The 22,448-nt window shown below is 70.1% G+C and carries 17 protein-coding genes and 3 tRNA genes; 11 read left to right on the top strand and 9 right to left on the bottom strand.

The window, feature by feature from the left end:
• Positions 1-236 precede the first annotated feature (236 nt).
• The 3 genes from OG303_RS33515 (at position 237) to OG303_RS33505 (ending at position 4,912) form a co-directional block, all read left to right on the top strand.
• A complete protein-coding gene (locus tag OG303_RS33515; RefSeq protein ID WP_405873128.1) occupies positions 237-1,481 on the top strand; it encodes an MFS transporter in 1,245 nt (414 codons plus the stop codon).
• Between the two features lie 81 nt (positions 1,482-1,562).
• Positions 1,563-4,241 carry a WD40/YVTN/BNR-like repeat-containing protein gene (locus OG303_RS33510; RefSeq protein WP_405873127.1) on the top strand — a complete coding sequence of 893 codons (2,679 nt, stop codon included), beginning with the start codon at positions 1,563-1,565 and terminating at the stop codon, positions 4,239-4,241.
• 32 nt (positions 4,242-4,273) lie between these two features.
• Complete coding sequence (locus OG303_RS33505) at positions 4,274-4,912, top strand: RraA family protein (protein WP_405873126.1); 639 nt, start codon at positions 4,274-4,276, stop codon at positions 4,910-4,912.
• Positions 4,913-5,036: 124 nt separating this feature from the next.
• Here OG303_RS33505 and OG303_RS33500 read toward each other — a convergent pair whose 3' ends face one another.
• Positions 5,037-5,603 carry a flavin reductase family protein gene (locus OG303_RS33500; RefSeq protein WP_405873125.1) on the bottom strand — a complete coding sequence of 189 codons (567 nt, stop codon included), beginning with the start codon at positions 5,601-5,603 and terminating at the stop codon, positions 5,037-5,039.
• A 162-nt stretch (positions 5,604-5,765) separates the two neighbouring features.
• The gene (locus OG303_RS33495) at positions 5,766-6,638 is read right to left on the bottom strand and encodes a helix-turn-helix transcriptional regulator (protein WP_405873124.1); all 873 of its coding nucleotides are present in this window, start codon (positions 6,636-6,638) and stop codon (positions 5,766-5,768) included.
• A 323-nt stretch (positions 6,639-6,961) separates the two neighbouring features.
• Between OG303_RS33495 and OG303_RS33490 the strand changes: the two genes are divergently transcribed.
• The 3 genes from OG303_RS33490 (at position 6,962) to OG303_RS33480 (ending at position 10,127) form a co-directional block, all read left to right on the top strand.
• Positions 6,962-7,837, top strand: a complete 876-nt coding sequence (locus OG303_RS33490) for a helix-turn-helix transcriptional regulator (protein ID WP_405873123.1) — start codon at positions 6,962-6,964, stop codon at positions 7,835-7,837.
• Positions 7,838-8,365: 528 nt separating this feature from the next.
• Positions 8,366-9,205 carry an SDR family NAD(P)-dependent oxidoreductase gene (locus OG303_RS33485; protein WP_405873121.1) on the top strand — a complete coding sequence of 280 codons (840 nt, stop codon included), beginning with the start codon at positions 8,366-8,368 and terminating at the stop codon, positions 9,203-9,205.
• 139 nt (positions 9,206-9,344) lie between these two features.
• On the top strand, positions 9,345-10,127 hold the full coding sequence (locus OG303_RS33480; RefSeq protein ID WP_405873120.1) for an SDR family oxidoreductase: 783 nt from the start codon (positions 9,345-9,347) through the stop codon (positions 10,125-10,127).
• Between the two features lie 167 nt (positions 10,128-10,294).
• Here OG303_RS33480 and OG303_RS33475 read toward each other — a convergent pair whose 3' ends face one another.
• The 4 genes from OG303_RS33475 to OG303_RS33460 form a co-directional block, all read right to left on the bottom strand.
• Complete coding sequence (locus tag OG303_RS33475) at positions 10,295-10,903, bottom strand: FG-GAP repeat domain-containing protein (RefSeq protein ID WP_405873119.1); 609 nt, start codon at positions 10,901-10,903, stop codon at positions 10,295-10,297.
• Positions 10,904-11,554: 651 nt separating this feature from the next.
• On the bottom strand, positions 11,555-12,796 hold the full coding sequence (locus tag OG303_RS33470) for an MFS transporter (RefSeq protein WP_405873118.1): 1,242 nt from the start codon (positions 12,794-12,796) through the stop codon (positions 11,555-11,557).
• Positions 12,797-12,935: 139 nt separating this feature from the next.
• The gene (locus OG303_RS33465) at positions 12,936-14,327 is read right to left on the bottom strand and encodes an amidohydrolase family protein (protein WP_405873117.1); all 1,392 of its coding nucleotides are present in this window, start codon (positions 14,325-14,327) and stop codon (positions 12,936-12,938) included.
• A gap of 205 nt (positions 14,328-14,532) precedes the next feature.
• The gene (locus tag OG303_RS33460; protein WP_405873116.1) at positions 14,533-15,291 is read right to left on the bottom strand and encodes an Atu4866 domain-containing protein; all 759 of its coding nucleotides are present in this window, start codon (positions 15,289-15,291) and stop codon (positions 14,533-14,535) included.
• A 348-nt stretch (positions 15,292-15,639) separates the two neighbouring features.
• Between OG303_RS33460 and OG303_RS33455 the strand changes: the two genes are divergently transcribed.
• A complete protein-coding gene (locus OG303_RS33455) occupies positions 15,640-15,918 on the top strand; it encodes an Atu4866 domain-containing protein (protein ID WP_405873115.1) in 279 nt (92 codons plus the stop codon).
• A 204-nt stretch (positions 15,919-16,122) separates the two neighbouring features.
• Here the strand turns inward: OG303_RS33455 and OG303_RS33450 are convergent.
• The 3 genes from OG303_RS33450 to OG303_RS33440 all read right to left on the bottom strand — a co-directional run bounded on the left by OG303_RS33450 (position 16,123) and on the right by OG303_RS33440 (position 16,538).
• A tRNA-Ile gene (locus tag OG303_RS33450) sits at positions 16,123-16,196 on the bottom strand.
• A 190-nt stretch (positions 16,197-16,386) separates the two neighbouring features.
• Positions 16,387-16,459, bottom strand: a tRNA-Asn gene (locus OG303_RS33445).
• Between the two features lie 6 nt (positions 16,460-16,465).
• Positions 16,466-16,538 (bottom strand) — tRNA-Asn (locus OG303_RS33440).
• 158 nt (positions 16,539-16,696) lie between these two features.
• On the opposite strand from OG303_RS33440, the gene OG303_RS33435 reads away from it, so the two are divergent.
• The 4 genes from OG303_RS33435 to OG303_RS33420 all read left to right on the top strand — a co-directional run bounded on the left by OG303_RS33435 (position 16,697) and on the right by OG303_RS33420 (position 22,411).
• The gene (locus OG303_RS33435; RefSeq protein WP_405873114.1) at positions 16,697-17,002 is read left to right on the top strand and encodes a YtxH domain-containing protein; all 306 of its coding nucleotides are present in this window, start codon (positions 16,697-16,699) and stop codon (positions 17,000-17,002) included.
• A gap of 174 nt (positions 17,003-17,176) precedes the next feature.
• Positions 17,177-18,631 (top strand): FGGY family carbohydrate kinase, encoded by a 1,455-nt coding sequence (locus OG303_RS33430; RefSeq protein WP_405873113.1) that lies wholly within the window; start codon positions 17,177-17,179, stop codon positions 18,629-18,631.
• A gap of 115 nt (positions 18,632-18,746) precedes the next feature.
• Positions 18,747-20,480 (top strand): ABC transporter ATP-binding protein, encoded by a 1,734-nt coding sequence (locus OG303_RS33425; protein WP_405873111.1) that lies wholly within the window; start codon positions 18,747-18,749, stop codon positions 20,478-20,480.
• Positions 20,480-22,411 carry an ABC transporter ATP-binding protein gene (locus OG303_RS33420; protein ID WP_405873110.1) on the top strand — a complete coding sequence of 644 codons (1,932 nt, stop codon included), beginning with the start codon at positions 20,480-20,482 and terminating at the stop codon, positions 22,409-22,411. The genes OG303_RS33425 and OG303_RS33420 overlap by 1 nt, the downstream gene beginning before the upstream one ends.
• The last annotated feature ends 37 nt before the right edge of the window (positions 22,412-22,448 follow it).

The raw sequence follows: 22,448 nt of genomic DNA, 5'->3' as shown, positions 1-22,448 counted from the left end.
GGATCGACGCTAGCCGCAGCCCGGACGGGCAGGTCCCTTGCGACCGCACTGCTCCTTAAACGAGCAAATCCCCTTCTCGTACTGCGCGACATGCGGTTCACGGGCAGAACGGGTTTTTCGCGGTTAAGTCCCTTTGTGGGCGCAAGCTTCGGCGGCCCGGGAGGTGGCCTAGCCTCGCCGGGAGAGAAGAGCGGGCAGAGAAGAGCAGGCAGAGAAGAGCGAGGAGCGTCATCGGAATGAAATCCCTCCTGCCTCCGCCCGGACCCGCGCGCCTGCTCACCGTCATCACCATGGTGATGACGCTGGGCCAGGGGCTGTGGATGGCGCTCAGCGCGATCTACGCGGTCACCGTGCTGCATCTGACGGTGGGTCAACTCGGCCTCAGCGTGAGCGTCGCCGCCGCGATCGTCCTGCTGTTCAGCATCCCGCTCGGGCATCTAGCCGACCGGGCCGGCCCGCGCACCGTGCAGATGTGGTCGTTCCTGGTGCTGGCCGTGCTGACCTGCGCGCTGCTGTTCGCCACCGACTTCTGGCCGTACCTGGTCATCGTCTCCGCCCAGGGCATCGCCTACCGGTCCGGCCGCAGCGCGCGCAAGGCCATGATCGCGGGCCTGATCCCCTCGGCGGACCGGGTGGGCATCCTCGCCCAGGTCCGCGCTGCCTCCAATGCCAGTGTCTCGGTCGGGGCGTGCCTCGCCGGTCTGGTGCTCGCGGTGGGTTCGCGCGCGGCCTACCAGGGGGCGGTGGGCTTCATCGCCGTCACCTTCCTGGTCACCGGCCTGCTCACGATCAAGGAACCGCCCGTGCCACCGGTCCCGTCCTCGGCGGGCCCCGCCCTCGCGGTGCTGCGGGACGTGCCGTTCCTCACCTTCGCCGCCCTGGACGGGCTACTGACCACGCACGCCATCCTGCTCGACGTGGTGCTGCCCCTGTGGGTACTGCAGCACACGGGGGCGCCCCGGTGGATGAGCGCGGCCATCCTGCTGGTCAACACGATCCTGGTGGTGGCCGTCCAGACCCGGGCCGCCCGCGGCGCGGACCACCCGGCGGCCGCCGCGCGGGCCAGCTTCCAGGGGGCGGGCTGCGTCGCGGCCGCCTGTCTGGTGTTCGCGCTGAGCGACGGGGCGGCCCTGGTGCCGGCCTGTCTGCTGCTCGTGGTGGGCGCCGTCGCCCACGCCCTCGGTGAGGTGCGCCAGGCGGCGGGCAGCTGGGGCATCGCCTTCGACCTGGCCCCGGACCACGCCCAGGGCCAGTACCAGGCCACGCACGCGATGGGCGCCGACATCGGCAAGATGATCGCCCCCGCGGTCTTCACCTGGCTCGTACTCGATCACGGGGCGCTCGGCTGGGTGGTCCTGGCCGTGGCGTTCGCCCTGCTGGGCGCGGCGATGCCGGCCATCGTCGCCCGCGCTCTGCGCAAGCGCTCGCCCTCCGCCGTCGCCCAGGAGACCGACGCCGGGGAAGTGACCGCGGCCGGCTGAGCCTTCGGCCCGCTTCGCCCGGCCGTCGGATCACGGTTCCCGTTCCGAACACCACTTACGCAAGGGTTGGCAGGGTTCGCCATGACCATGTGGAACATCGCGCCGCGCAGTGTGAACCTCCAGGGTGTCTGCCTGGTGGACGAGGCCCACGGATGGGCCGTCGGGGACGGCGGCATGATCCTCGCGACCCGCGACGGCGGCTCCAGCTGGTCGCCCCAGGGCGACACGGACAAGGATCTGCGGGCGGTCTCGTTCGTGGACACGTTGCGGGGCTGGGCCGCCGGCCGCGACGGGATCCTCCTGCACACCGAGGACGGCGGCCGGCACTGGCGACGCCAGGACTCCGGCACCGAACGCAATCTCTACGGCGTCTCGTTCGCTCCCTCGGGCCGGACGGGCTGGGCCGTCGGCGACGACGGCACCGTCCTCGCATCCCGCGACGGCGGACACACCTGGCAGCCGCAACGAACGGGCGCCGACGCGCACTTCACCCGCTGCTTCGCCCAGGACGACCGGGTGGCCTGGATCGTGGGCAAGAAGGGCCGGATCCTCGCGACGACGGACGCCGGCGCCACCTGGACGGTCCAGGAGAGCGGCACCGCGGCCGATCTGCGGGGCGTCTTCGCCGTCTCCCCCGGCCGGTGCTGGGCCGTGGGACGCGGGGGCACCGTGCTGTGGACCGAGGACGCCGGCGCCACCTGGACCAGGGCCGACAGCGGTACCGAACTGGACGTCTACGGCGTGTGGGTGGCACCGGACGGGCGCGCGGTCCGGGTCTCCGGCGACGACGGCATGATCCTCGCCTCCGCCGACGGCGGCCGCACTTTCTTGCCGCTGTCCAGCGGCACCGGCAAGGACGTCGTGACCCTCGCCTTCACCCCCGACGCGGTGCGCGGCTGGGCGGCCGGCGACGACGGGCTGGTGCTGGCCACCGAGGACGGGGGCGCCACCTGGAACCCTCAACTCAACGGCGTGCACAAGGACTTCGTCGCCGTGCACGGCGCGGGGCCGGTCCGCTGGGTGGTGGGGCAGGACGGCGCCGTGGCGGTCAGCACCGACGCGGGCGCCGGCTGGCGGGGCGGCGGCATCGCGAGCGGCACCGTGCTGTGGGGGGTGCACGGCCTGGACGACGGGCTGCGCGCCTGGGCGGTCGGCGACCAAGGCACCGTCCTCGCCACCACCGATGGCGGAGACACCTGGCACCGCCGGACCTCCACCACCACCGAGGACCTGCACTCCGTCCACCTGACGGCGTCCCGCGGCTGGGCCGTCGGCACCGCCGCGACCGTGCTCACCACCACCGACGCCGGCACCACCTGGCACCGGCAGAACATCCCGGCCACCGAGGACCTTCACGCCGTGCACGGCCCGGACGACGGGCTGCACGCCTGGGCGGTCGGCGACCAAGGCACCGTCCTCGCCACCGCCGACGGCGGACACACCTGGCACCGCCAGGTCTCCCCCACCACCGCCACCCTCACCAACGTGCACGCCGTGGACGCCGACACGGTGTGGGCCGTCGGCCGCGCCGGCACGATCCTCGCCACCACCGACGGCGGGGCCACCTGGTCCCGCCGCGACAGCGGGACGGACGCCGCGCTGTGGGGCGTCACGTTCACGGAATCGGGCGAACTCGGCTGGGCCGTCGGTGACTTGGGCACGATTCTGGCCACCTCGGACGCGGGCGCCCGGTGGAACCGCCAGGACCGCACGGTCACCGACACCCTCAAGGACGTGTGGGTCTCGCCCGACGGCAAGGGGGTCAGCGCCGCCGGGGACGGCGGTCTGATCCTCGGCAGCGACGCCTTGGGAGAGACCTGGCGGGTGCACGTCTCCGGCACCGGCAAGAACCTGTACGGCGTGCACATTTTCCCGGACGCCGACGGCGGTTGGGTGGTCGGCGACGGCGGCACCGTCCTGTCCTCGCGGGCCGACGGACGGTGGACTCCACGGCCCATCGGCCCGGCCACGAACCTCTACGGCATCACGGCACCGGACGCCGACACGGCCTGGGTGGCGGGCCGGGGCGGAACCATCATGGTCACGTACGACGCCGGCGCCCACTGGCGGGCCCAGGAGACGGGCACCATCAGGGACCTGCTCTCGGTGCACCTGCGTCCCGACCTGCGCACCGGCTGGGCCGTGGGCGACCAGGGCACGATCCTCGCCACCGACGACGGCGGGGCGACCTGGCGGCACCAGGCCGGTGCGCCGGGCCAAGTCGCCCTGTGGACGGTCGAGTTCACCGACGACCTGACCGGCTGGGCCATCGGCACCGGCGGCACCGTCCTCGCCACGCAGGACGCCGGCGCCACCTGGCGGCCACAGCCCACCGGCACCACGGACGACCTGGTCGGCCTGCATGTCGTCGACGCCCGCACCTGCTGGTTCGTGGGAGACGACGGCACCGTCCTCGGCACCGAGAACGGGGGCGCCGGCTGGCGCCGCCACGACAGCGGCACCACCCAGAACCTCAACGCCGTTCACTTCGCTCCCGACGGCCGCGTCGGCTGCGCCGTGGGCCGCAGCGACACGGTGCTGATCACCCGGGACGGCGGGGCCAACTGGCAGACGGGCGCGACTGGTTCGGGCATGTCCCTGTGGGCCGTACACGTCGCCTCGGACCGGCACTGGTGGATCGTGGGCGACGAGGGCACCGTACTGTCGACGGCGGACGGCGGCGCGACCTGGGAGCAGCACCTCTACAGCCCGGAGAAGGACGCGCCCGCGCGTCCACGGCCACGACGAACGACGGACTGAACGATGAACGACGAATGAAGGACAGAGGAGCCATGACAGACGCCACCGAAGCCGCCGCTTCCCCGTTCGCGGACGTTCCGACCACCACCCTCGCCGATGTACTGGGCCGCGGGCAGGTCATGGACATCGGCATCCGCCCGTTGTGGTCGCCGGTGCCGCGCGTGGCCGGACCGGCGTTCACCGTGCGGTGCCCTCCCGGCGACAACCTCATGCTGCACGCGGCCATCCACCGCGCCGCACCGGGCGCCGTCATCGTCGTCGAGTCCGGCGACCTGGACTACGCGCTGGCGGGTGGCAACGTGTGCGCCGTCGCGCAGCGCCGGGGAGTCGCGGCCTTTGTCGCCGACGGGCTGATCCGCGATCTCGCCGAGGTCCGGGACCTGGGCTTCCCGGTGTTCGCCCGAGGGGTGATCCCCATTCCCGGAGGCAAGAAGGTCGTCGAGCCGCTCAATGCCGAAGTGCGCTGTGCCGGAGTCATGGTGAACGCCGGCGACATCGTCGTCGCCGACGAGGAAGGCGTCGTGGTCGTCCCCACCGCCCGTGCGCAGGAGACCCTGTCCGCCGCCCGGACCAAGCTGGCCAAGGAGGCCGACGAGACCCTCGACGCGTGGGAGGAGGCCCACCGCACCCGCATCGACAAGATCCTGCGCGACCAGGGCTTCGAGGGCTGACACGGACGGTTCGTCCCGGCAGCACTGCACGCTGCCGGGTCGAGCCGAATCGAAAGGCCGATGCCCAGCTCACGAAGGCCCCTCCGGGCCGTCGAGCAGTTCCTGCGCGCCGGTTCGCATTCGCCTACAGGAGGTATTGCCACTTGGTCATGCGGTCCTTGAGGTCGATGGTCGGTCCGTCGAGGGTGAAGGTTCCGTCTCCGCGGTGGTGGAAGAGTTGCGGCTCGGGTTGTGAGGGGTCGGTCCATGCCCTGACCGGCTCCAGCAGGAAGAGGCTGTAGGGGGCCACGAGGCTGCTGTCGGCGACCTTGCACTCGATGTTGGCAAAGCATTCGGCCACGAGTGGTGCCCGGACCTTCTCGCCGGCCACGGCAGTCAGGTCGAACTCCTCGAACTTGTCCACGTCGGCGCCGGAGCAGTTGCCGATGTCGACCACGGTGGCGGCCATGTCCGCCGTCGGTACCGAGATGACGCACTCGCCGGTTTCGATCAGGGCCTGGTAGCTGTGGTCCCAGGGGCCGATGGTCGCCGCGATCAGCGGCGGGGCGTGGCGCACCATCATGTTGAACCCGTTGGTCATCACGTTGGGGATGCCGAGGTGCTGGGTGGTCACCAGGATGACGGGGCCGGGTTCGATCAGTCGGTGAACCTGGTCCAGGGGCTGGGGCTGAAGGTCCTTGACGGTGATCATGTCTGCTCCTGGCGCCGTGCGATCTGCGCGCCGACGTGTCGGCCGGCGCAGTGCTTGTCGCATCGAGTGTCGGCAGACGGGAGCACCGTGATGAAGGCCGCGTTGTTCCTGGGTGCGGCAGGACCAGCCTCCATCCGGGCCTACGTGGCCAAGTGTTCGCCCTTACTGCTCGCCTACGGCGAGGTCGGCCACGGGAGCGGCCGTCGGGGCGTGCTTCGGCTGGGTGGCCATGGCCCTCAGCGTTTCGAAGGCGGTCGCCGTCGGGGTGGCCGGTTCGGCTTGATAGACCACCAGCTGCTGGTGCGGGGCCCCGTTGACGGTGAACGCCGCGAATTTGATGTGCAGGTCCCCGACCTGGGGATGTTTGAGATGCTTGCCCTCTTGGGACTTGCTCTTGACGTCGTGCAGCTGCCAGATTCCGGCGAACTCCTCGCTCTGGGCGGACAGTTCGGCGACGACTTCGGCGATACGGGCCGATTCGGGGTCGTGTCCGAAGGCGGCCCTGATCTCGGCGACGCAGGAGTGCGCGGCGCGCTCCCATTCCTGGTAGAACTCGCGCCCGGCGGGGTCGACGAACACCATACGGGCGAGGTTGTCGAACTTCTCGAACCCGCTGTGGAGGGCCGTGGCGAGGGAGTTGCCCGCCATGATGTCGAGGGCCGGGCCGACGACGAAGGCCGGAGTGTGCTCCCACCCGTCCAGCAGCTGCAACAGCTGCTGGCTGACGTCCGCCTCGCCCCGGTCGCGCGGGCGCTGTGAGGCGGTGAGGCAGAGGCGGTTGAGGTGGTCGGTGGCCTCCGCGTCGAGTTTCAGTGCCTGTGCCACGGCGTCGAGGACCTGTGGGGAGGGGCTGTTCTCGCGTCCCTGTTCCAGCCGGATGTAGTAGTCGGAGCTGACTCCGGCGAGCATGGCAACTTCTTCTCTGCGGAGGCCCGGGACCCGGCGTCGTCCGTGTTCGGGCAGACCGACGTCGTGTGGCTTCAGGGCTTCTCGGCGGGCTCGGAGGAAATCACCCAAAGGGGTCCCATTGCTCATGCGGCAAGCCTAGATGCATTTCAGCCGACGAGAACCGTCAGTCACGCACTATGGCACCACGTGGCGCGCCATTCACAATGGGTAGCAAATCCGCCCAGTTTGGCGGGATTTTCCGGCTCCGAGACTCGCTGCGGAGGCTGAGCCGTCGGCAAAGGGAGCAGCTCAGGGGCGCCGGCTACTCGAATGACGCGCTCGCAAGGCAGCCACCATGGCGTGCCGCGGTCCGTCACGTACGTTCCCCTCGGGTGGTACCCGCATTCCTGGGTGCAATGCACCCACCGTCGACAGAACTACGCGCGGCGATTTCCGCCTAACTTGGCAGCATGGACAACAACACACACCCTGACCCGGTTGGAGGGCTGGGCCAGTTCCTCCGTTCCCGCAGAGAACGCCTCAGCCCCGCAGCAGCAGGATTGCCCGGTACGGGCCGGCGAAGGGTGCCCGGCCTGCGGCGCGACGAGGTCGCCACACTCTCAGGTGTCAGCCTCAGCTACTACAGCCGACTTGAGCAGGACCGTGAACTCGGCCCCTCACCCCGGGTACTGGAGGCCGTTGCCCGCGCGCTGCAACTCGGGGACGCGGACAAGGCGGAGCTCTTCCGGCTGGCCCGGCCGACAGCCCGCCGCACGAAGTCCCCCTCCCGGGTCGAGCGGGTCCGCCCGCACCTGCGGCAGCTGATCGAGGACTGGCCCCGGACGCCGGCCTTCATCATCGGCCACGCCCAGGACCTGCTGGCCACCAACGCGCTGGCCAACGCCCTCTACCGTGACTTTGCGCAGCACGACAACGTGCTGCGCATGCTCTTCCTGGACCCCGCAGCCAAGTACTTCTACCGGAGTCCGGAGCGGGCCCGGCATCGTGCGGTGGCCGACCTTCAGCAATCCGCGGCCGGCACTCCGCAGGATCCCCGCATCGTGGAGCTCGTCGGTGAACTGTCGGTGCGCAGTGGGGAGTTCCGCGCCCTGTGGGCACGCGAGTACACGCGCGTCCCGCCGTACGAGGTCAAGCAGGTTCACCACTCCATCGTGGGAGACCTGGAGTTGCGGCACGAGGCCCTCAACATCCGCAGCGTGCCGGGACAGCAGCTCATCATCCTGCAGGCCGAGCCGGGCTCCCCATCCGCCGACGGTCTGGCCCTGCTGGGTTCCCTCAGCGCACCTGAAGTGCCTCACCAGCAGGATCCCGCGCACGGCTCCTGAACCAGGAGACCGCCGGAGCATCGGCCCCGCCGGGACACGGACGTGCCCCGGCGGGGCCGGCGCGTTTCGCGCCCAGGGCTCTTTCGAGTATTCCTGCCGGCGGCATCGAGAATCACATCCGGTAGATTGCCAGAAGAATACACGTCACTCGATTTCAGCGGATCGAAACCCAGCCGATCCACGTTTTTCGCGTGCTTTTATTCGGCAGGCCCGATCGATTCCCGGGCCTTCCGCGAGCGCGCTATGGCGAGGGCGTCAGCGGCACGCGCCTCGCGTGCGACGACCCCCGGTTTCTCCCTGCAGTTGATCTGGTGGGGCAGTCGGCTGCGCTCCCTGCGGGCGCCGGTCCTTGGCTCGTCGGAGCCGTTGTTCAGCCTTCGGTGCTTCGCCCGGACGTACGCCTCGTCTTCCTAGGTGTGGGACACCCAGGAAAAGCGCAGCCTTCATAGCTCCGTGGCCAAAGGGCACACTCGAATACGTCAACAGGAAATCCCCGAAAACGGGGAAACGACGAAAGAGGTTTTCCCCATGGCTACGTGGTTTGTCACCGGCGCCTCCCGTGGAATCGGTGCGGAAATCGCCCGCGCCGCTCTGGCAGAAGGCAACAATGTCGTGGTCGCCGTACGGAACCCGGAGCGCGTGCCGGACGATCTGAAGAACTCGGATCAGGTCTTCGCAGTCGCCCTGGACGTCACGGACAACGACACCATTCCGCAGGCGATCGAGGCCGCCGTGGGCCGGTTCGGCGGCATCGACGTCCTGGTGAACAACGCCGGCCGCGGCCTGCTCGGCGCGCTGGAGGAGATCACCGACGCGGAGGCCCGGTCGCTGTTCGACCTCAACGTGTTCGGCCTGATCAACGTCACCCGTGCCGTGCTGCCCGTCATGCGCAAGCAGGGCTCGGGCCGGCTGGTGCACATCGGTTCCCGCTCCGGTTTCGAGGGCGAACCCGGTGTCAGCCTGTACTGCGCGTCGAAGTTCGCCGTCGCCGGCATCAGCGAGGCGCTGTCCGTCGAGATGGCGCCGTTCGGGATCCAGTCGATGGTCGTCGAACCGGGCGTCTTCCGCACCGACTTCCTCGACGCCAGCTCCCTGTCGGTCGCCGCCGACCGCATCGCCGACTACGACGACACCCCCGCGCACGTGACGCTGGACTGGATCGACCGGGCCAACCACGCCCAGCTCGGTGACCCCGTCAAGGGCGCCGCGCTCGTCGTCGAGGTCGCCGCCGCCGAGAAGCTGCCCACCCACCTCTACCTCGGGCGCGACACCCTGGAGCGGCTGGACGTCAAGTACCGGCAGGTGCAGGACGACCTCGCCCAGTGGCGCGAGAAGTCCGCCGCCACCGCCCACGACGACGCTGCCTGACACACCTGCGGGCGCCCTCGCCTTCGGGGTCCCGCAGCCCCCTCTCCAGCAGCCCGGCCGGTCGCAGAGACCTGGCCGGCCGGGCACCGCACCACCTCCCCCCGCCTCCGGGCCTGCCGATCGAAGAGATTGAGGTTTTGTGATGTCTGCTGCCCTGCTCACCGGTACCCCTCTCGCCGGCCGTGTCGCCGTCGTCTCCGGCGCCTCCAGCGGCATGGGCGCCGTCACCGCCCAACGCCTTGCCGAACTCGGCGCCACCGTGGTCGTGCTCGCCCGCCGCAAAGACAAGCTCGACGGTGTCGTCAAGGCCATCGAGGCCGCCGGCGGCACCGCGCTCGCCCTGGCCGTCGACGTCACCGACCGCGCCACCGTCCAGAGCGCCGCCGACCAGGTCGCCGCCCGCTTCGGCAAGGCCGACCTCGTGTTCAACAACGCCGGCGTTCAGCTCATCTCCGGCATCGAGGAACGCAAGGTCGACGAATGGCAGCGCCAGATCGACCTCAACATCAGCGGCCTGATGAACGTGATCGCCGCGTTCCTCCCGCACTTGACGGAGTCCGCCGCCCAGGACAAGCCCGCCGACCTGATCAACACCTCGTCCATCGCGGCCACCCGCATCCTGGAGAAGTTCTCCATCTACTCCGGCACCAAGGCGTACATCAGCCACCTCACCCGGCTGCTCCGCGTCGAACTCGGCCCGAAGATGGTTCGAGTGGCCACCATCGAGCCCGGCATGGTCGAGACGGAACTGCCCGACCACGTCACCGACCCGGACGCCTCCAAGTTGATGGCCGACCTCATCCACGACATCGACTGCCTTCAGTCCGCCGACATCGCGGAGACCGTCGCCTTCATGGCCGCCGTCCCGCGCCACGTCAACCTCACCGAGATCACCATCATGCCCACCGCGCAGGCCATCTGAGGTCCGTCCCGTCATGGCGGGGGGTGGAACAGCGTGACGCTGTTCCACCCCCCGCCATGACGCGTTGGCGGAGACGGACGACTGGAGAGCTGGGACGGGGAAGGGAGCCGCAGGACCATGCCGGGCAGGGAGGGGCCACGCCCTCACGCACCGGCGCAGGCACCGGTTCAGCCCTGGCTACCGGCCTTCGGGCACTGCGGGTAGAAGGTGCGCAGGCCGGATTTGGGCATGTTGCTCGGGGTCTCGTCGTCGGTCTGGTCCGCGTAGACGCGGTACCCGCTGGTGTCGGCGGTGCTGTCGGCGAGTCCTGTGTCCTTGTCGCCGAGGCGCGCTTCCGTTTGATAGACGCCGTCGCCTGCGTAGGAGAACACCGCCAGGTCGGGGTACGGGTCGTGATCGTAGTCGGCCACGGCGATGCCGCGTGTCTCGCCGAGGTCGAGTTGCCGGATGTGCTGTCCCCTGCCGGAGGCCGAGAAGGGGCCCGAGATCAGCTCGTCCACGGTCGGCTCGATCGCGTCGTCCCCCTGCTTCTGCCCGGTGGCCACAACCACCAGGTCGCTCCACCCGTCGCCGTCGAAGTCGGCCACCGCGGCCAGCACGTCCTTCTCGTCGCTGCCGGACGAGCCGACCAGCTTCCTCACTCCCACCGGAGTGCCGTACCCGGCCTTCTCGCCGAACGCGACGGTGAGTTGAGCACCGGTGTGGGAGGGGTCAAAGACGCGGTCGGTGAGGCCGTCGCCGTCGATGTCGGCCAGCAGATCGCCTGACGCTGTCACGCACGAAGGGACCGAGGGGCTGCCCGTGGGACGGGGAGGTGCCCCTTCACCGGCCTCCCCGCAGGCGCTGAGCAGGACCGCCGCTGTCGCCAGGGCAGCGGACCGTATGAACAGCGGTGCACGCCCGCGTGGATGGCTCGTTGTCTGCGTCTGCATGAGTGTGGCAGGCACCTTTCAGGCGGCCGGGGTGATCGGCTGAGGCTGCGAGCGTAGGCGGCTGGACGGCACGAGGAAGGACCGATCTCGGTGGCGGGCGCGGGGGCCGTACGGTCTTCGATGTCCTGGACCATGCGCAGGGTGTCCGCCTCGGGGATACCGAACTGCTGTGCCAGCTCCGGGAGGGCGCGCAGCGCGGCACTGCTCATGTGGCAACGGGTGAGCGCGAGTTCCGCGGTCTTGGCCTCGTCCTGGGGGAAGCGGGCGCGGCGGACGACGGCCGGCAGTGCGGGGCCGAGGAGCGTGAGGGTGTGGACGATGACGACGGCCGTGATGAACACGACGGCGTCGCGTTGCCCGACAACGTGTCCCTCGACGGTCATGGCGGGCACGGTCAGCGCCGCGGCCACGGAGATGGCTCCGCGCATCCCCGCCCAGGCCGGCGACAGACGCTGCGGGGCGGTGATACGGCGCTCCCGTTGCTGGGGACGCCGGTCAGGATCCGGACGAGGTAGGGGATCGGAGCGAAGGCAGGGCCAGCAGGACGCCCAGGACGAGCGCGGCGGCGACGACACGGAGGATGCCGCCGAAGCCCAGGCCGGTCAGCGCGCCGGTGAGCTGCGGGCCCAGGCTGGCGCCGATGAACATGCTGCATCCGTAGAGGGCGACGGCCGCGCCGCGTGCCTGCGGGGCATGGGCGTTGATGGTCTCGACGACGGCGGGCGCCGCGGCGGCGACCGCTGCCACGAACAGCAGCAGGGCGATGGCCAGCGCCACGGTGTGGCCGCCGAGGAAGGACCCGGCCGCGACGGTCAGGGCCGCCGACGTGAAGGCGAGGACCGTGCGCAGGGGTGGGGCCAGGCGCTGGAGCACGGGGGCGAGCACGGGGACGGCGATCAGGGCGGGCAGCGCGCCGACCCGCAGGGCGAGGATCGCGGAGGAGTTCCCGGCGATGCCGGGCGGTCCGGCGATGGCCACCGCCGTGTATACGGCGACGAAGGCCGACATCAGGACCACGGTCGACAGATACAGGGCGACCAGGCGCGGCCGGCGCACCAGCCGCGGCATCGCTGCGAACGCCTGACGCAGCCCGCCCCCGGTGCCATGGCGCAGGGTGGGGCGGAGTACCCGGCGCACCGGCATCAGGCCCAGGGCCATAAGGACGGCACCGATCCAGAAGACCGCGCGCCAGCCCAGCCCGGCAGCGACGGCCTGGGCGCCGATCTGCAGGAGCACGGCGGCGGCGAACATGCCGCTGGTGATGCAGGTCAGGGCGGTGCCGCGGCGCTGTGGCGCGATGTGGTGGACGGCGTAGGAGAGCGCGGAGGGCGCGAAGGTCGCCGTAGCGAGTCCCTGCACGCTGCGCAGGGCGATGGCCGTGGGGAGGTCGGGGGCGGCGCTGACCGCCAGGGTGGCCGCGGTGGCGGCCACGAGCCCGGCGGTGATCACGGCACGCGATCCGTAGCGGTCCGAGAGCGGACCGGCGAGGAGGAATCCGCCGGCGTAGGCGAAGCCGAACGCCGTCGCGGTCCAGGTGACCTGCTCCGGTGTGGTGCCCAGTGCGGTGGCCATGGGGTGCAGCAGGGCCAGCACGGTGTACATCTGGCCGACCATCAGGACGCCGAGTGCGGTCAGCAGGGCGATGGTCGGGGCGGCGGGCGCCCAGGTCGGTGGCTGGTCCGGTGTGCTGGTCCCGACTGTGTGCCGGGGGGAAGTGGCAGGAGCGGGGTGGGACATGGGAACTCCAGAAAGGGGACGTCCGGGCGCCGCCCCGCGTGTTTGTGCGCGGCACGATCGGCCGATGAGGTGCCACCGGGATGCGGTGGGGTGCCCCCGGCCGTGGAGGGACGGCCGGGGGACGAGGGGGGACGGCTGGTCAGTCGGCCGGGGTGTTGAGCACGTACTCGCGCGAGGCGTGCACCTCACCGCGCAGGGCGGCCAGGTCGACGTCGAGGACACGGCCGTCCCACTTGCGGGGCTCGCCGTTGATGAGGACGGCGCTGATGTTGCGGGCGTCAGACCCCAGCACGATGGTGCCGATCGGGTCGTTGAGCGGCATGTTGTTGAGGTCCTCGGCCTGGACGACCAGCAGGTCGGCCTTCTTGCCCACGGTGAGCGAGCCGGTGACGGCGGCCAGGCCGTTGGTGCGGGCGCCCTGGAGGGTGGCGAAGTCGAGGACGTCGTGGGTGGTGATGCGGGAAGGCTGCTGGTCGGTGCCGTAGGCGGCGTTGACCGCGCGCATCCGTTGGATGGCGTGCAGGGCTCGCATCTGCGTGAACATGTCGCTGGCCAGGGCGACTTCGACGTCGATGCTCAGGCCGGGGCGGATACCGACGGAGAGGGCCTCGTCGACGGCGGGGATCGCGGTCTCCAGGCCGATCTGCGCGTCGGACGTCGGGGCGAGGGCGACCGTGGTGCCCGTCTCCCCCATCGCCTTCCATGCCTCGGGGGTCAGTCCGGTGGAGTGGATGAGGGTGACGTCGGGGCTGAGGAGTCCGTCCTCGGCCCAGCGCAGGACCGCCTCGGAGCCGGACGTGCCGAACACGGCGTCCACGCTCACCCCGATGCCCAACTCCTTGGCGACACGGGCGAGTTCGGGACCGTAGGCGAGCGCCGGTCCGGCGATCTCGTCGGTGGCCAGGGTCGCCAGGCGCAGGGTGAGCAGCTGATCGTCGCTGCTGAAGTACTGGTCCTTGACGCGGGTGAGGTCGCCGGGCCACTGCCGGTCCCACGCGCCGAAGTGCGGGCCCATGGAGGCGTGCACGCCACGTATGCCGGTGTCGACGAGGGCCTCGATCGCGGCGTCGGAGTGCTCGCGGGTGCGGGAGTTGTGGGAGAAGTCGAGCATCGTGGTGATGCCGCTGTCGATCGCGGTCAGCGCGGCCAGTCTGGTGCCGATGTACATGTCCTGGGGCCGGTAGACGGTGGCATAGCCGGCCAGGGTGGCCATGACGTAGCCGCCGAGGTCGTCGACGTCCGGCATGATCCGGCGCAACTGGGCCTCCCAGGCGTGCCGGTGGGTGTCGACGAAGCCGGGCGTGAGGATGGTGCCGGTGGCGTCGACGACCACGGCACCTGCCGCGTCGAGGCCGCGGCCGACGGCGGTGATCGTGTCGCCCTCGACGAGGAGGTCGCCGCCGTCGATGACGCCGACAGCGGGGTCCATGGTGACGATGGTCGCGCCGGTGAACAGGATGCGCCGCCGGTCGGCGGGCCGACGCCGGACCTCTTCGAGCGCGGCGGCGCTGCTGGTGGTGTTGACGTTCATGAGAGGTCTTCCTTCGATGCGGCGGACAGGGCCGGGAGGGAGGGGCCGCCCGCTGGAAAGGGTTGGGAAGGTGAGTCGCCGGGGCGGCCGAGGCGGCTCGAACGCCAGCCTCGGCCGTGCCCGCTACGGCAACCAGGCCGCGGTTTCCCCAGGTGTCGCGCACCCAGGATCGACACCGCGCGTGCGCCGACCGGAAGGGGAAGGGTCAGCCGAGCTTCATGACGTAGCCCGCGTGGTGCAGTTCGTCGCCCTGGAACTCCCCGTAGGCCCAGAAGCCGAGGTCGTCCAGGTAGTCGATGCGGTCGCCGTCGATCCAGTACCGGCCCTGGTAGGCGTGCGGGCGCCCGCCCCGGGTCTCGTCGTAGCGGCCGCCGGCGGTGAGCTCCTGGTGCAGGAAGTCGTGCCTGTCGATCCAGACGCCGACGCGCGGGCTGCCTGTCAGGTCCGCGGCGACGGGGATGCCCGCCTCGGGAGCGGTGGCCCGGCCGGGGACGTCCGTGCCGGCCCACAGGACCGGCCGGCCGGCCGCGACGAGCGCGCGGACCTGCTCGGGCGAGGTCATGAGCACGGTCACGGCGCTCGGCACATCGGCGGCGAGCGCGTCGGGCACCACCAGGAAGTCGGTGGTGTTGCCCGGGGTCAGCGTCGCGACGTACTCCGAGCGGTGGCCGCGGCCGCCGGCCAGGGCGACGGTGTCGACGACGGCGGGGGCGATGGTCAGGCCGGTGCAGTCGACGACGATGGCGTTGTCGTCGCCCGCGGCGGTGATGATGCCCGGGCCGACGCCCACGAGCAGGGAGCCGACGTACAGGAGGTCGGCGCCGGTCATGGTCCCGATCAGCGGGTCCGTCGTCAGGATGCGGGCGTTGGTGAACAGGACGGGACGTCCCTCGTCGTTCGAGAGGATCTCGTCGAGGGCCTCGGCGTTCCAGCCCGCGGTGCCGGTGGTGTCGGTGATGCTCATTGCGTGCTCCTCAGTGGGGTCGCCTCATCGGTGTCCCCACTGCGCGAAATGAGCGCAGGTGCAGGTTTCGAGGCGAGTCTTCGGCAGCTACAGCGGCTGCCTGACCACCAGGTTCGTCGCGCGATGGAGTCGGAACCAGGCCGCCGTTATCCCAGGTGCCCGGCACCCACGATCCGCCCCGGCAGGTACGACGGCGGGGCCTCGGGCAGGATCCGGACGGCACGCTTCGCTGCCGCACGACAAGAAGGGCCCCGTCCCTCACGATGCTGGGTGCGCGGCACCCAGGAAGCCCTCACCTGGGGAGACGGCGGCCTGGTTGCCACCCGCCGACGCGGCGATCGTAGAGCCATGACCAGCAACGACACGCCCCGCGCCCCGCACCCGTACGTCGGGATGTGGGTGACCGCGGACGGCTTCATCCGCCAGGAACTACTGCCCGACGGCCGCTACGACGAGGCCCGCGGCACCCGCCAGAGCGCCTACACCGGCAGCTACACCGTCACCGGCGACCACATCGACTACGTCGACGACACCGGCTTCACCGCTACCGGCGACGTCCGCGACGGCGTCCTCTTCCACGAGCACCTGGTCCTCTATCGCGAGGGCGACGAGCACACCCGGCATTGAGCCTGACCATCACGATGCCGACCCCTGCCCATCCACGGGCGGCGTCGACGCGCTGTTTCGGAGCGACCACTTCCGTTTCCTCGCGTCCCGCCGACGTCCCGAACCGGGCGCCCAGTCACGAGCAGCGGATTCAGTCCGTGCAGGCGAAGTTGACGATCCGACACCCAAAAATGAACGTTCCCGCAGGTCAGAAACCTGCACAGGTGGGGCGGGTGGGACTCGAACCCACGGCCGACGGATTATGAGTCCGCTGCTCTAACCGGCTGAGCTACCGCCCCATAGCGGCGTGTCGCGTACATGTGTGCGCGCCGTCTGCCGCAGCATAGCCGCTCATACGATCTCCTGCTTCGGGATGGTCGGCTGCTGCGGTCCCGCATGACCTTGAGGACTTCCGCGCAGGCCCAGCGGTTCCCGCGGGCACGGAACGGACATGAAAAAGGACCCCCACGGGGGTCCTTCCTCGCTCTGCTCTCCCGACTGGACTCGAACCAGTAACCTGCCGGTTAACAGCCGGCTGCTCTGCCAATTGAGCTACGGAAGATCGAAGCTCCCCCGACTGGACTCGAACCAGTAACCTGCCGGTTAACAGCCGGCTGCTCTGCCAATTGAGCTACGGAGGAATGCCTCGTTGCATCGAACGTACCTACCTGGGTATTCGCCAGGGGGCGGGCGCTCGCTGCGACACATACATTAGCGCAAGCAGGGGGGTGCTCCGCCAATCGGTTCTCCCCGACACCAACGCCGCACCGGAGACCTGCACGAGGAAAGGGTGGCCGTCATGCGCTACAAGCTCACGTTCGTCGTCGGACTGGCTCTGGGTTACGTCCTGGGCACGCGGGCCGGGCGCGAGCGCTACGAGCAGCTGAAGAAGTCGGCACGTCAGGTCGCGCAGAACCCGGCGGTCCGCAACACCGCGGAGTCCGCGGCCCAGCAGGGCCGCCAGTTCGCCGGCAAGGCGTACCACGTGGTGAGCGACAAGGTCGGCGACCGCGTCCCCGACTCGGTGGCCCAGCGCGTACGGTCCCTGCGGGAACGCAACACGAACGGCGCAGCAAGTGACGACTGGGGCACAAGCAACACGTAACGGCAGGTCTCAGGCACCGGGTACAGCAGCTCCCCCAGGGGCGCGGGGCTGTGACATTTGCCGCTCCGCCGCGTGGGCGCGACCAGCCACGAACGACCCGCATGCACAAATCTGCACGCACCCCAACGACGCCCATGGCCCAATCAAGCGCAGCGGTACGGCAGAATTTTGGCCATGGGGATAGTCGCCGGGCTGGACAGTGCGCCCGATTTCACTCGTATCGTCGTCTGCGACGCGGACACCGGAGCCGTGCTCAAGCAGGGCTACGCCCCGCATCCGGTCGACGGCGCCGAAGGCAACGCCCGGCCCTCCGACGTCGATCCACAGGCCTGGCTGCTCTCCCTCGGTGAGGCCGCCGGCGGTGGACTCCTCGAAGGCGTGCAGGCCATCGGCGTGTCGGCGCAGCAGAACGCCGTCGTGCCGCTCGACTCCCAGGGCAACACCGTGCGGCCCGCGATGGTCGGCGGTGACAAGCGGGCGCAGGTCGCGGCGGCCGATCTGATCGACGCGCTCGGCGGGCGCGAGGCGTGGGCGCAGGCCGTGGGGTGTGTGCCGCAGGCCGCGCAGCCGGTGACCAAGTTGCGCTGGCTGGCGAAGAACGAACCCGACGCCGCCCTGCGCGCCGCGATCCTCATGCAGGCCCACGACTGGCTGGTGTGGCAGTTGCTGGGGAGGCCGGTCAGGAGGACCACCGACCGGGGCGGCGCCTCCGGCACCGGTTACTGGTCGGCGGCCACGGGCAACTACCGATCCGATCTCGTCGAGCTGGCGCTCGGTCACCAGGCCATGCTGCCCGAGGTGATCGGCCCGTCCGACGCGGCCGGTACGACCCCGGAGGGGCTGCTGATCTCCTCCGGGACCGGCGAGACCATGGCCGCCGCCTTCGGGCTGGGCATCGGCCTCGGCGACGCGGTCGTCTCGCTCGGCGCCTCCGGGTCCGTCATGGCCGTACATCCCGAGGCCCTCTTCGACAGCACCGGGATGATCACGTCCCTCGCCGACGCGACCGGCATGCACCTGCCGGTCGTCACCACGCTGAACGCCGTGCGGACCCTGCGCGGGAGTGCCGAGCTGCTCGGGCTGCCCGATCTGGAGAGCCTGTCCGAGCTGGCGATGAAGTCGACGCCCGGCGCGCACGGGCTCGTCCTGCTGCCCTATCTGGAGGGTGAGCGGACGCCGAACCTGCCGCACACGGCGGGGACTCTGGCGGGGCTGCGCCGGGAGTCGATGAAGGCGGAGCACCTGGCGCGGGCCGCGTTCGAAGGCATGCTGTGCGGGCTCGCGGACGCGCTGGACGTGCTGCGCGGCCGGGGTGTCGAGGTGCGGCGGATCTTCCTGCTGGGGGCTGCCGCCGAGCTGCCCGCCGTGCAGGCGGCGGCGCCCATGCTCTTCGGGGCGCAGGTCGTCGTACCGCAGCCCGCGGACTACGCGGCGATCGGTGCCGCCCGGCAGGCCGCGTGGGCGCTCGGCGTATCGCAGGGCACCCTCGACCCGCGCAATCCGCCGGCCTGGCAGGGCGCCGCGGCGCAGGTGCTGGAGCCCGGCGACGAGTTGGCGGTGGGGCAGGCGGTGCGGCAGCAGTTCGTTTCCGTAAGAGATCAGACACACCCTGGAGCGTTCCGCCCATAAGACGGTAAAGGGCAACGCTGTCGGCTTAATCAGTTGAGGTAACGCGGGTGGAGTGTCCGACGATAGGAGCCTGGGGCATCAAGCCCGCCCCACCGCCGACTCCGAGAGACGTAGCGTGCTCATACGACTTCTGCGGACCTACCTCAGGCCCTACCGGAAACCCATCGCCCTGCTGGTGCTGCTGCAGTTCCTGCAGACCTGCGCCACCCTCTACCTGCCCACTCTGAACGCGCACATCATCGACAACGGTGTCGTGAAGGGTGACACCGGCTACATCCTCTCCTTCGGCGCCCTGATGATCGGCATCTCGCTGGCTCAGGTCGTGTGCAACATCGGTGCCGTGTACTACGGCGCCCGGACCGCGTCGGCGCTCGGCCGGGACATCCGGGCGTCCGTCTTCGACCGGGTGCAGTCCTTCTCGGCCCGGGAGGTCGGCCACTTCGGCGCTCCCTCGCTGATCACCCGTACGACCAATGACGTACAGCAGGTCCAGATGCTGGCCCTGATGACGTTCACGCTGATGGTGTCGGCGCCGATCATGTGCGTGGGCGGCATCGTGCTGGCGCTCGGTCTGGACGTGCCGCTGTCCGGGGTGCTGGTCGCGGTGGTGCCGACGCTGGGCATCTGCGTGACGCTGATCGTCCGCCGGCTGCGGCCGCTGTTCCGGGCCATGCAGGTGCGCCTGGACACGGTGAACCGGGTGCTGCGCGAGCAGATCACCGGCAACCGCGTGATCCGGGCCTTCGTGCGGGACGAGTACGAGAAGGACCGTTTCCGTAAGGCCAACACCGATCTCACCGAGATGCAGCTGAAGACCGGCAACCTGCTCGCGCTGATGTTCCCGGTGGTCATGACCACGGTGAACCTGTCGTCGATCGCGGTGGTCTGGTTCGGCGCCCATCGGATCAACAGCGGCGGGATGCAGATCGGTGATCTGACCGCCTTCCTCGCCTATCTCATGCAGATCGTCATGTCCGTGATGATGGCCACCTTCATGTTCATGATGGTGCCCCGCGCGGAGGTGTGCGCCGAGCGCATCGAGGAGGTCCTCGGGACCTCGTCCAGCGTGGTGCCGCCCGTCGCGCCCGTCACGGAGCTGCGCCGGCACGGGCATCTGGAGATCCGCGGGGCCGGGTTCCGCTATCCGGGCGCCGAGGAGCCCGTGCTCAAGGGGATCGACCTGGTGGCGCGCCCCGGCGAGGTGACCGCGGTCATCGGCTCGACCGGCAGCGGCAAGTCCACGCTGCTCGGGCTGGTCCCGCGCCTGTTCGACGCGACCGACGGGGAGGTGCTCGTCGACGGCACGGACGTGTCGACCCTCGAACCGAAGCTGCTGGCCAAGACGGTCGGGCTGGTGCCGCAGAAGCCGTATCTGTTCGCGGGGACGGTGGCGACCAACCTGCGCTACGGCAATCCGGACGCCACGGACGCGGAGCTGTGGCAGGCGCTGGAGGTGGCGCAGGCCAAGGGCTTCGTCGAGGAGCTGGAGAACGGCCTCGACTCCCCCATCGCGCAGGGCGGTACGAACGTCTCGGGTGGTCAGCGGCAGCGGCTCGCCATCGCCCGGACCCTCGTGCAGCGCCCGGAGATCTACCTCTTCGACGACTCCTTCTCGGCGCTCGACTACGCGACCGACGCGGCGCTGCGTGCGGCGCTGGCCGAGGAGACCGCGGAGGCGACCGTCGTGATCGTCGCCCAGCGGGTGGCGACCATCCGGGACGCCGACCGGATCGTGGTCCTCGACGAGGGCCGGGTCGTCGGCACGGGGCGCCATCACGAACTGATGGCCGACAACGAGACCTACCGGGAGATCGTGCTCTCCCAGCTGACGGAAGCGGAGGCTGCCTGATGGCCGGGCCGATGGCACGGATGATGGGCCAGGGCGGCGGTCCCGACAGCCGTTCGATGGATTTCAAGGTGTCGGGCAAACGCCTGATCGCCCAGTTCAAGCCGGAACGTCTCACGATCTACGGGCTGCTGTTCTGCGTGGTCGTGAGCGTCGGCCTGAACGTGGTCGGGCCGAAGATCCTCGGCGAGGCCACCGACCTGGTCTTCGCCGGCATCATCGGGCGGCAGATGCCGTCCGGGGCGACGAAGGAGCAGGTCCTCGCGTCCATGCGGGCGCGCGGTGAGGGTCAGGTCGCCGACATGCTCCGCAGCACCGACTTCACGCCGGGCAAGGGCATCGACTTCGACGCGGTGGGCCACGTACTGCTGCTCGCGCTGTGTACGTTCCTCGTCGCCGGTCTGCTGATGGCGGTGGCGACGCGGATGGTGAACCGGGCCGTCAACCGGACCATGTTCCGGATGCGCGAGGACGTGCAGACGAAAATGTCGCGGCTGCCGCTGTCGTACTTCGACAAGCGGCAGCGCGGTGAGGTGCTCAGCCGGGCGACCAACGACATCGACAACATCGGGCAGACGCTGCAGCAGTCGATGGGCCAGCTCATCAACTCGCTGCTGACGATCATCGGTGTGCTGGCGATGATGTTCTGGGTGTCGTGGCTGCTGGCGCTGGTCGCGCTGGTGACCGTGCCGCTGTCGTTCGTGGTCGCCACTCGCATCGGCAAGCGGTCGCAGCCGCACTTCGTGCAGCAGTGGCGCTCCACCGGCAAGCTGAACGCCCACGTCGAGGAGATGTACACCGGCCACACGCTGGTGAAGGTGTTCGGGCGGCAGGACGAGTCGGCCAAGCAGTTCGCCGAGCAGAACGACGCGCTGTACGAGGCGGGGTTCAAGGCGCAGTTCAACAGCGGGGTCATGCAGCCGCTGATGATGTTCGTGTCGAACCTCAACTACGTGCTGGTGGCGGTCGTGGGCGGCCTACGGGTCGCGTCCGGCTCGCTGTCGATCGGTGACGTGCAGGCCTTCATCCAGTACTCGCGGCAGTTCTCGATGCCGCTGACGCAGGTCGCGTCGATGGCGAACCTGGTGCAGTCGGGCGTCGCCTCGGCCGAGCGGATCTTCGAACTCCTGGACGCGGAGGAGCAGGAGGCGGATCCGCTGCGCGGCGCGAAGCCCGAGGAGCTGCGGGGGCGGGTGGAGCTGGAGAGCATCTCCTTCCGCTACGACCCCGAGAAGCCGCTGATCGAGAACCTGTCCCTGAAGGCCGAACCCGGGCACACCGTCGCGATCGTCGGCCCGACCGGCGCCGGCAAGACCACGCTGGTCAACCTGCTCATGCGGTTCTACGAGGTCTCCGGCGGGCGGATCACCCTCGACGGCGTCGACATCGGGACGATGTCCCGGGACGAACTGCGGGCCGGGATCGGCATGGTGCTGCAGGACACCTGGCTGTTCGGCGGCACCATCGCGGAGAACATCGCGTACGGGGCCTCGCGGGACGTCACGCGGGGCGAGATCGAGGAGGCGGCGCGGGCCGCGCACGCCGACCGGTTCGTGCGCACCCTTCCGGACGGCTACGACACCGTGATCGACGACGAGGGCACGGGCGTCAGCGCCGGTGAGAAGCAGCTCATCACCATCGCGCGGGCGTTCCTGTCGGATCCGACGATCCTGGTGCTCGACGAGGCGACGAGTTCCGTCGACACCCGTACGGAGGTCCTGATCCAGAAGGCGATGGCCAAACTGGCGGACGGGCGTACGTCGTTCGTGATCGCGCACCGGCTGTCGACCATCCGGGACGCGGACACGATCCTGGTCATGGAGAACGGGTCGATCGTCGAACAGGGCACGCATGCGGACCTGTTGGCGGCCGACGGGGCGTATGCGCGGCTGTACAAGGCGCAGTTCGCTCAGGCGGTCGCCGAAGTCGACTAGCCGCACGGCCAGTTGGGTGCACAGGGGGCCGCTCGCC

It is taken from the genome of Streptomyces sp. NBC_00005 (assembly GCF_045160215.1).
In the GTDB taxonomy this organism is placed as follows: Bacteria; Actinomycetota; Actinomycetes; order Streptomycetales; family Streptomycetaceae; genus Streptomyces.
This window is presented reverse-complemented; position numbering and strand designations above follow the sequence as displayed.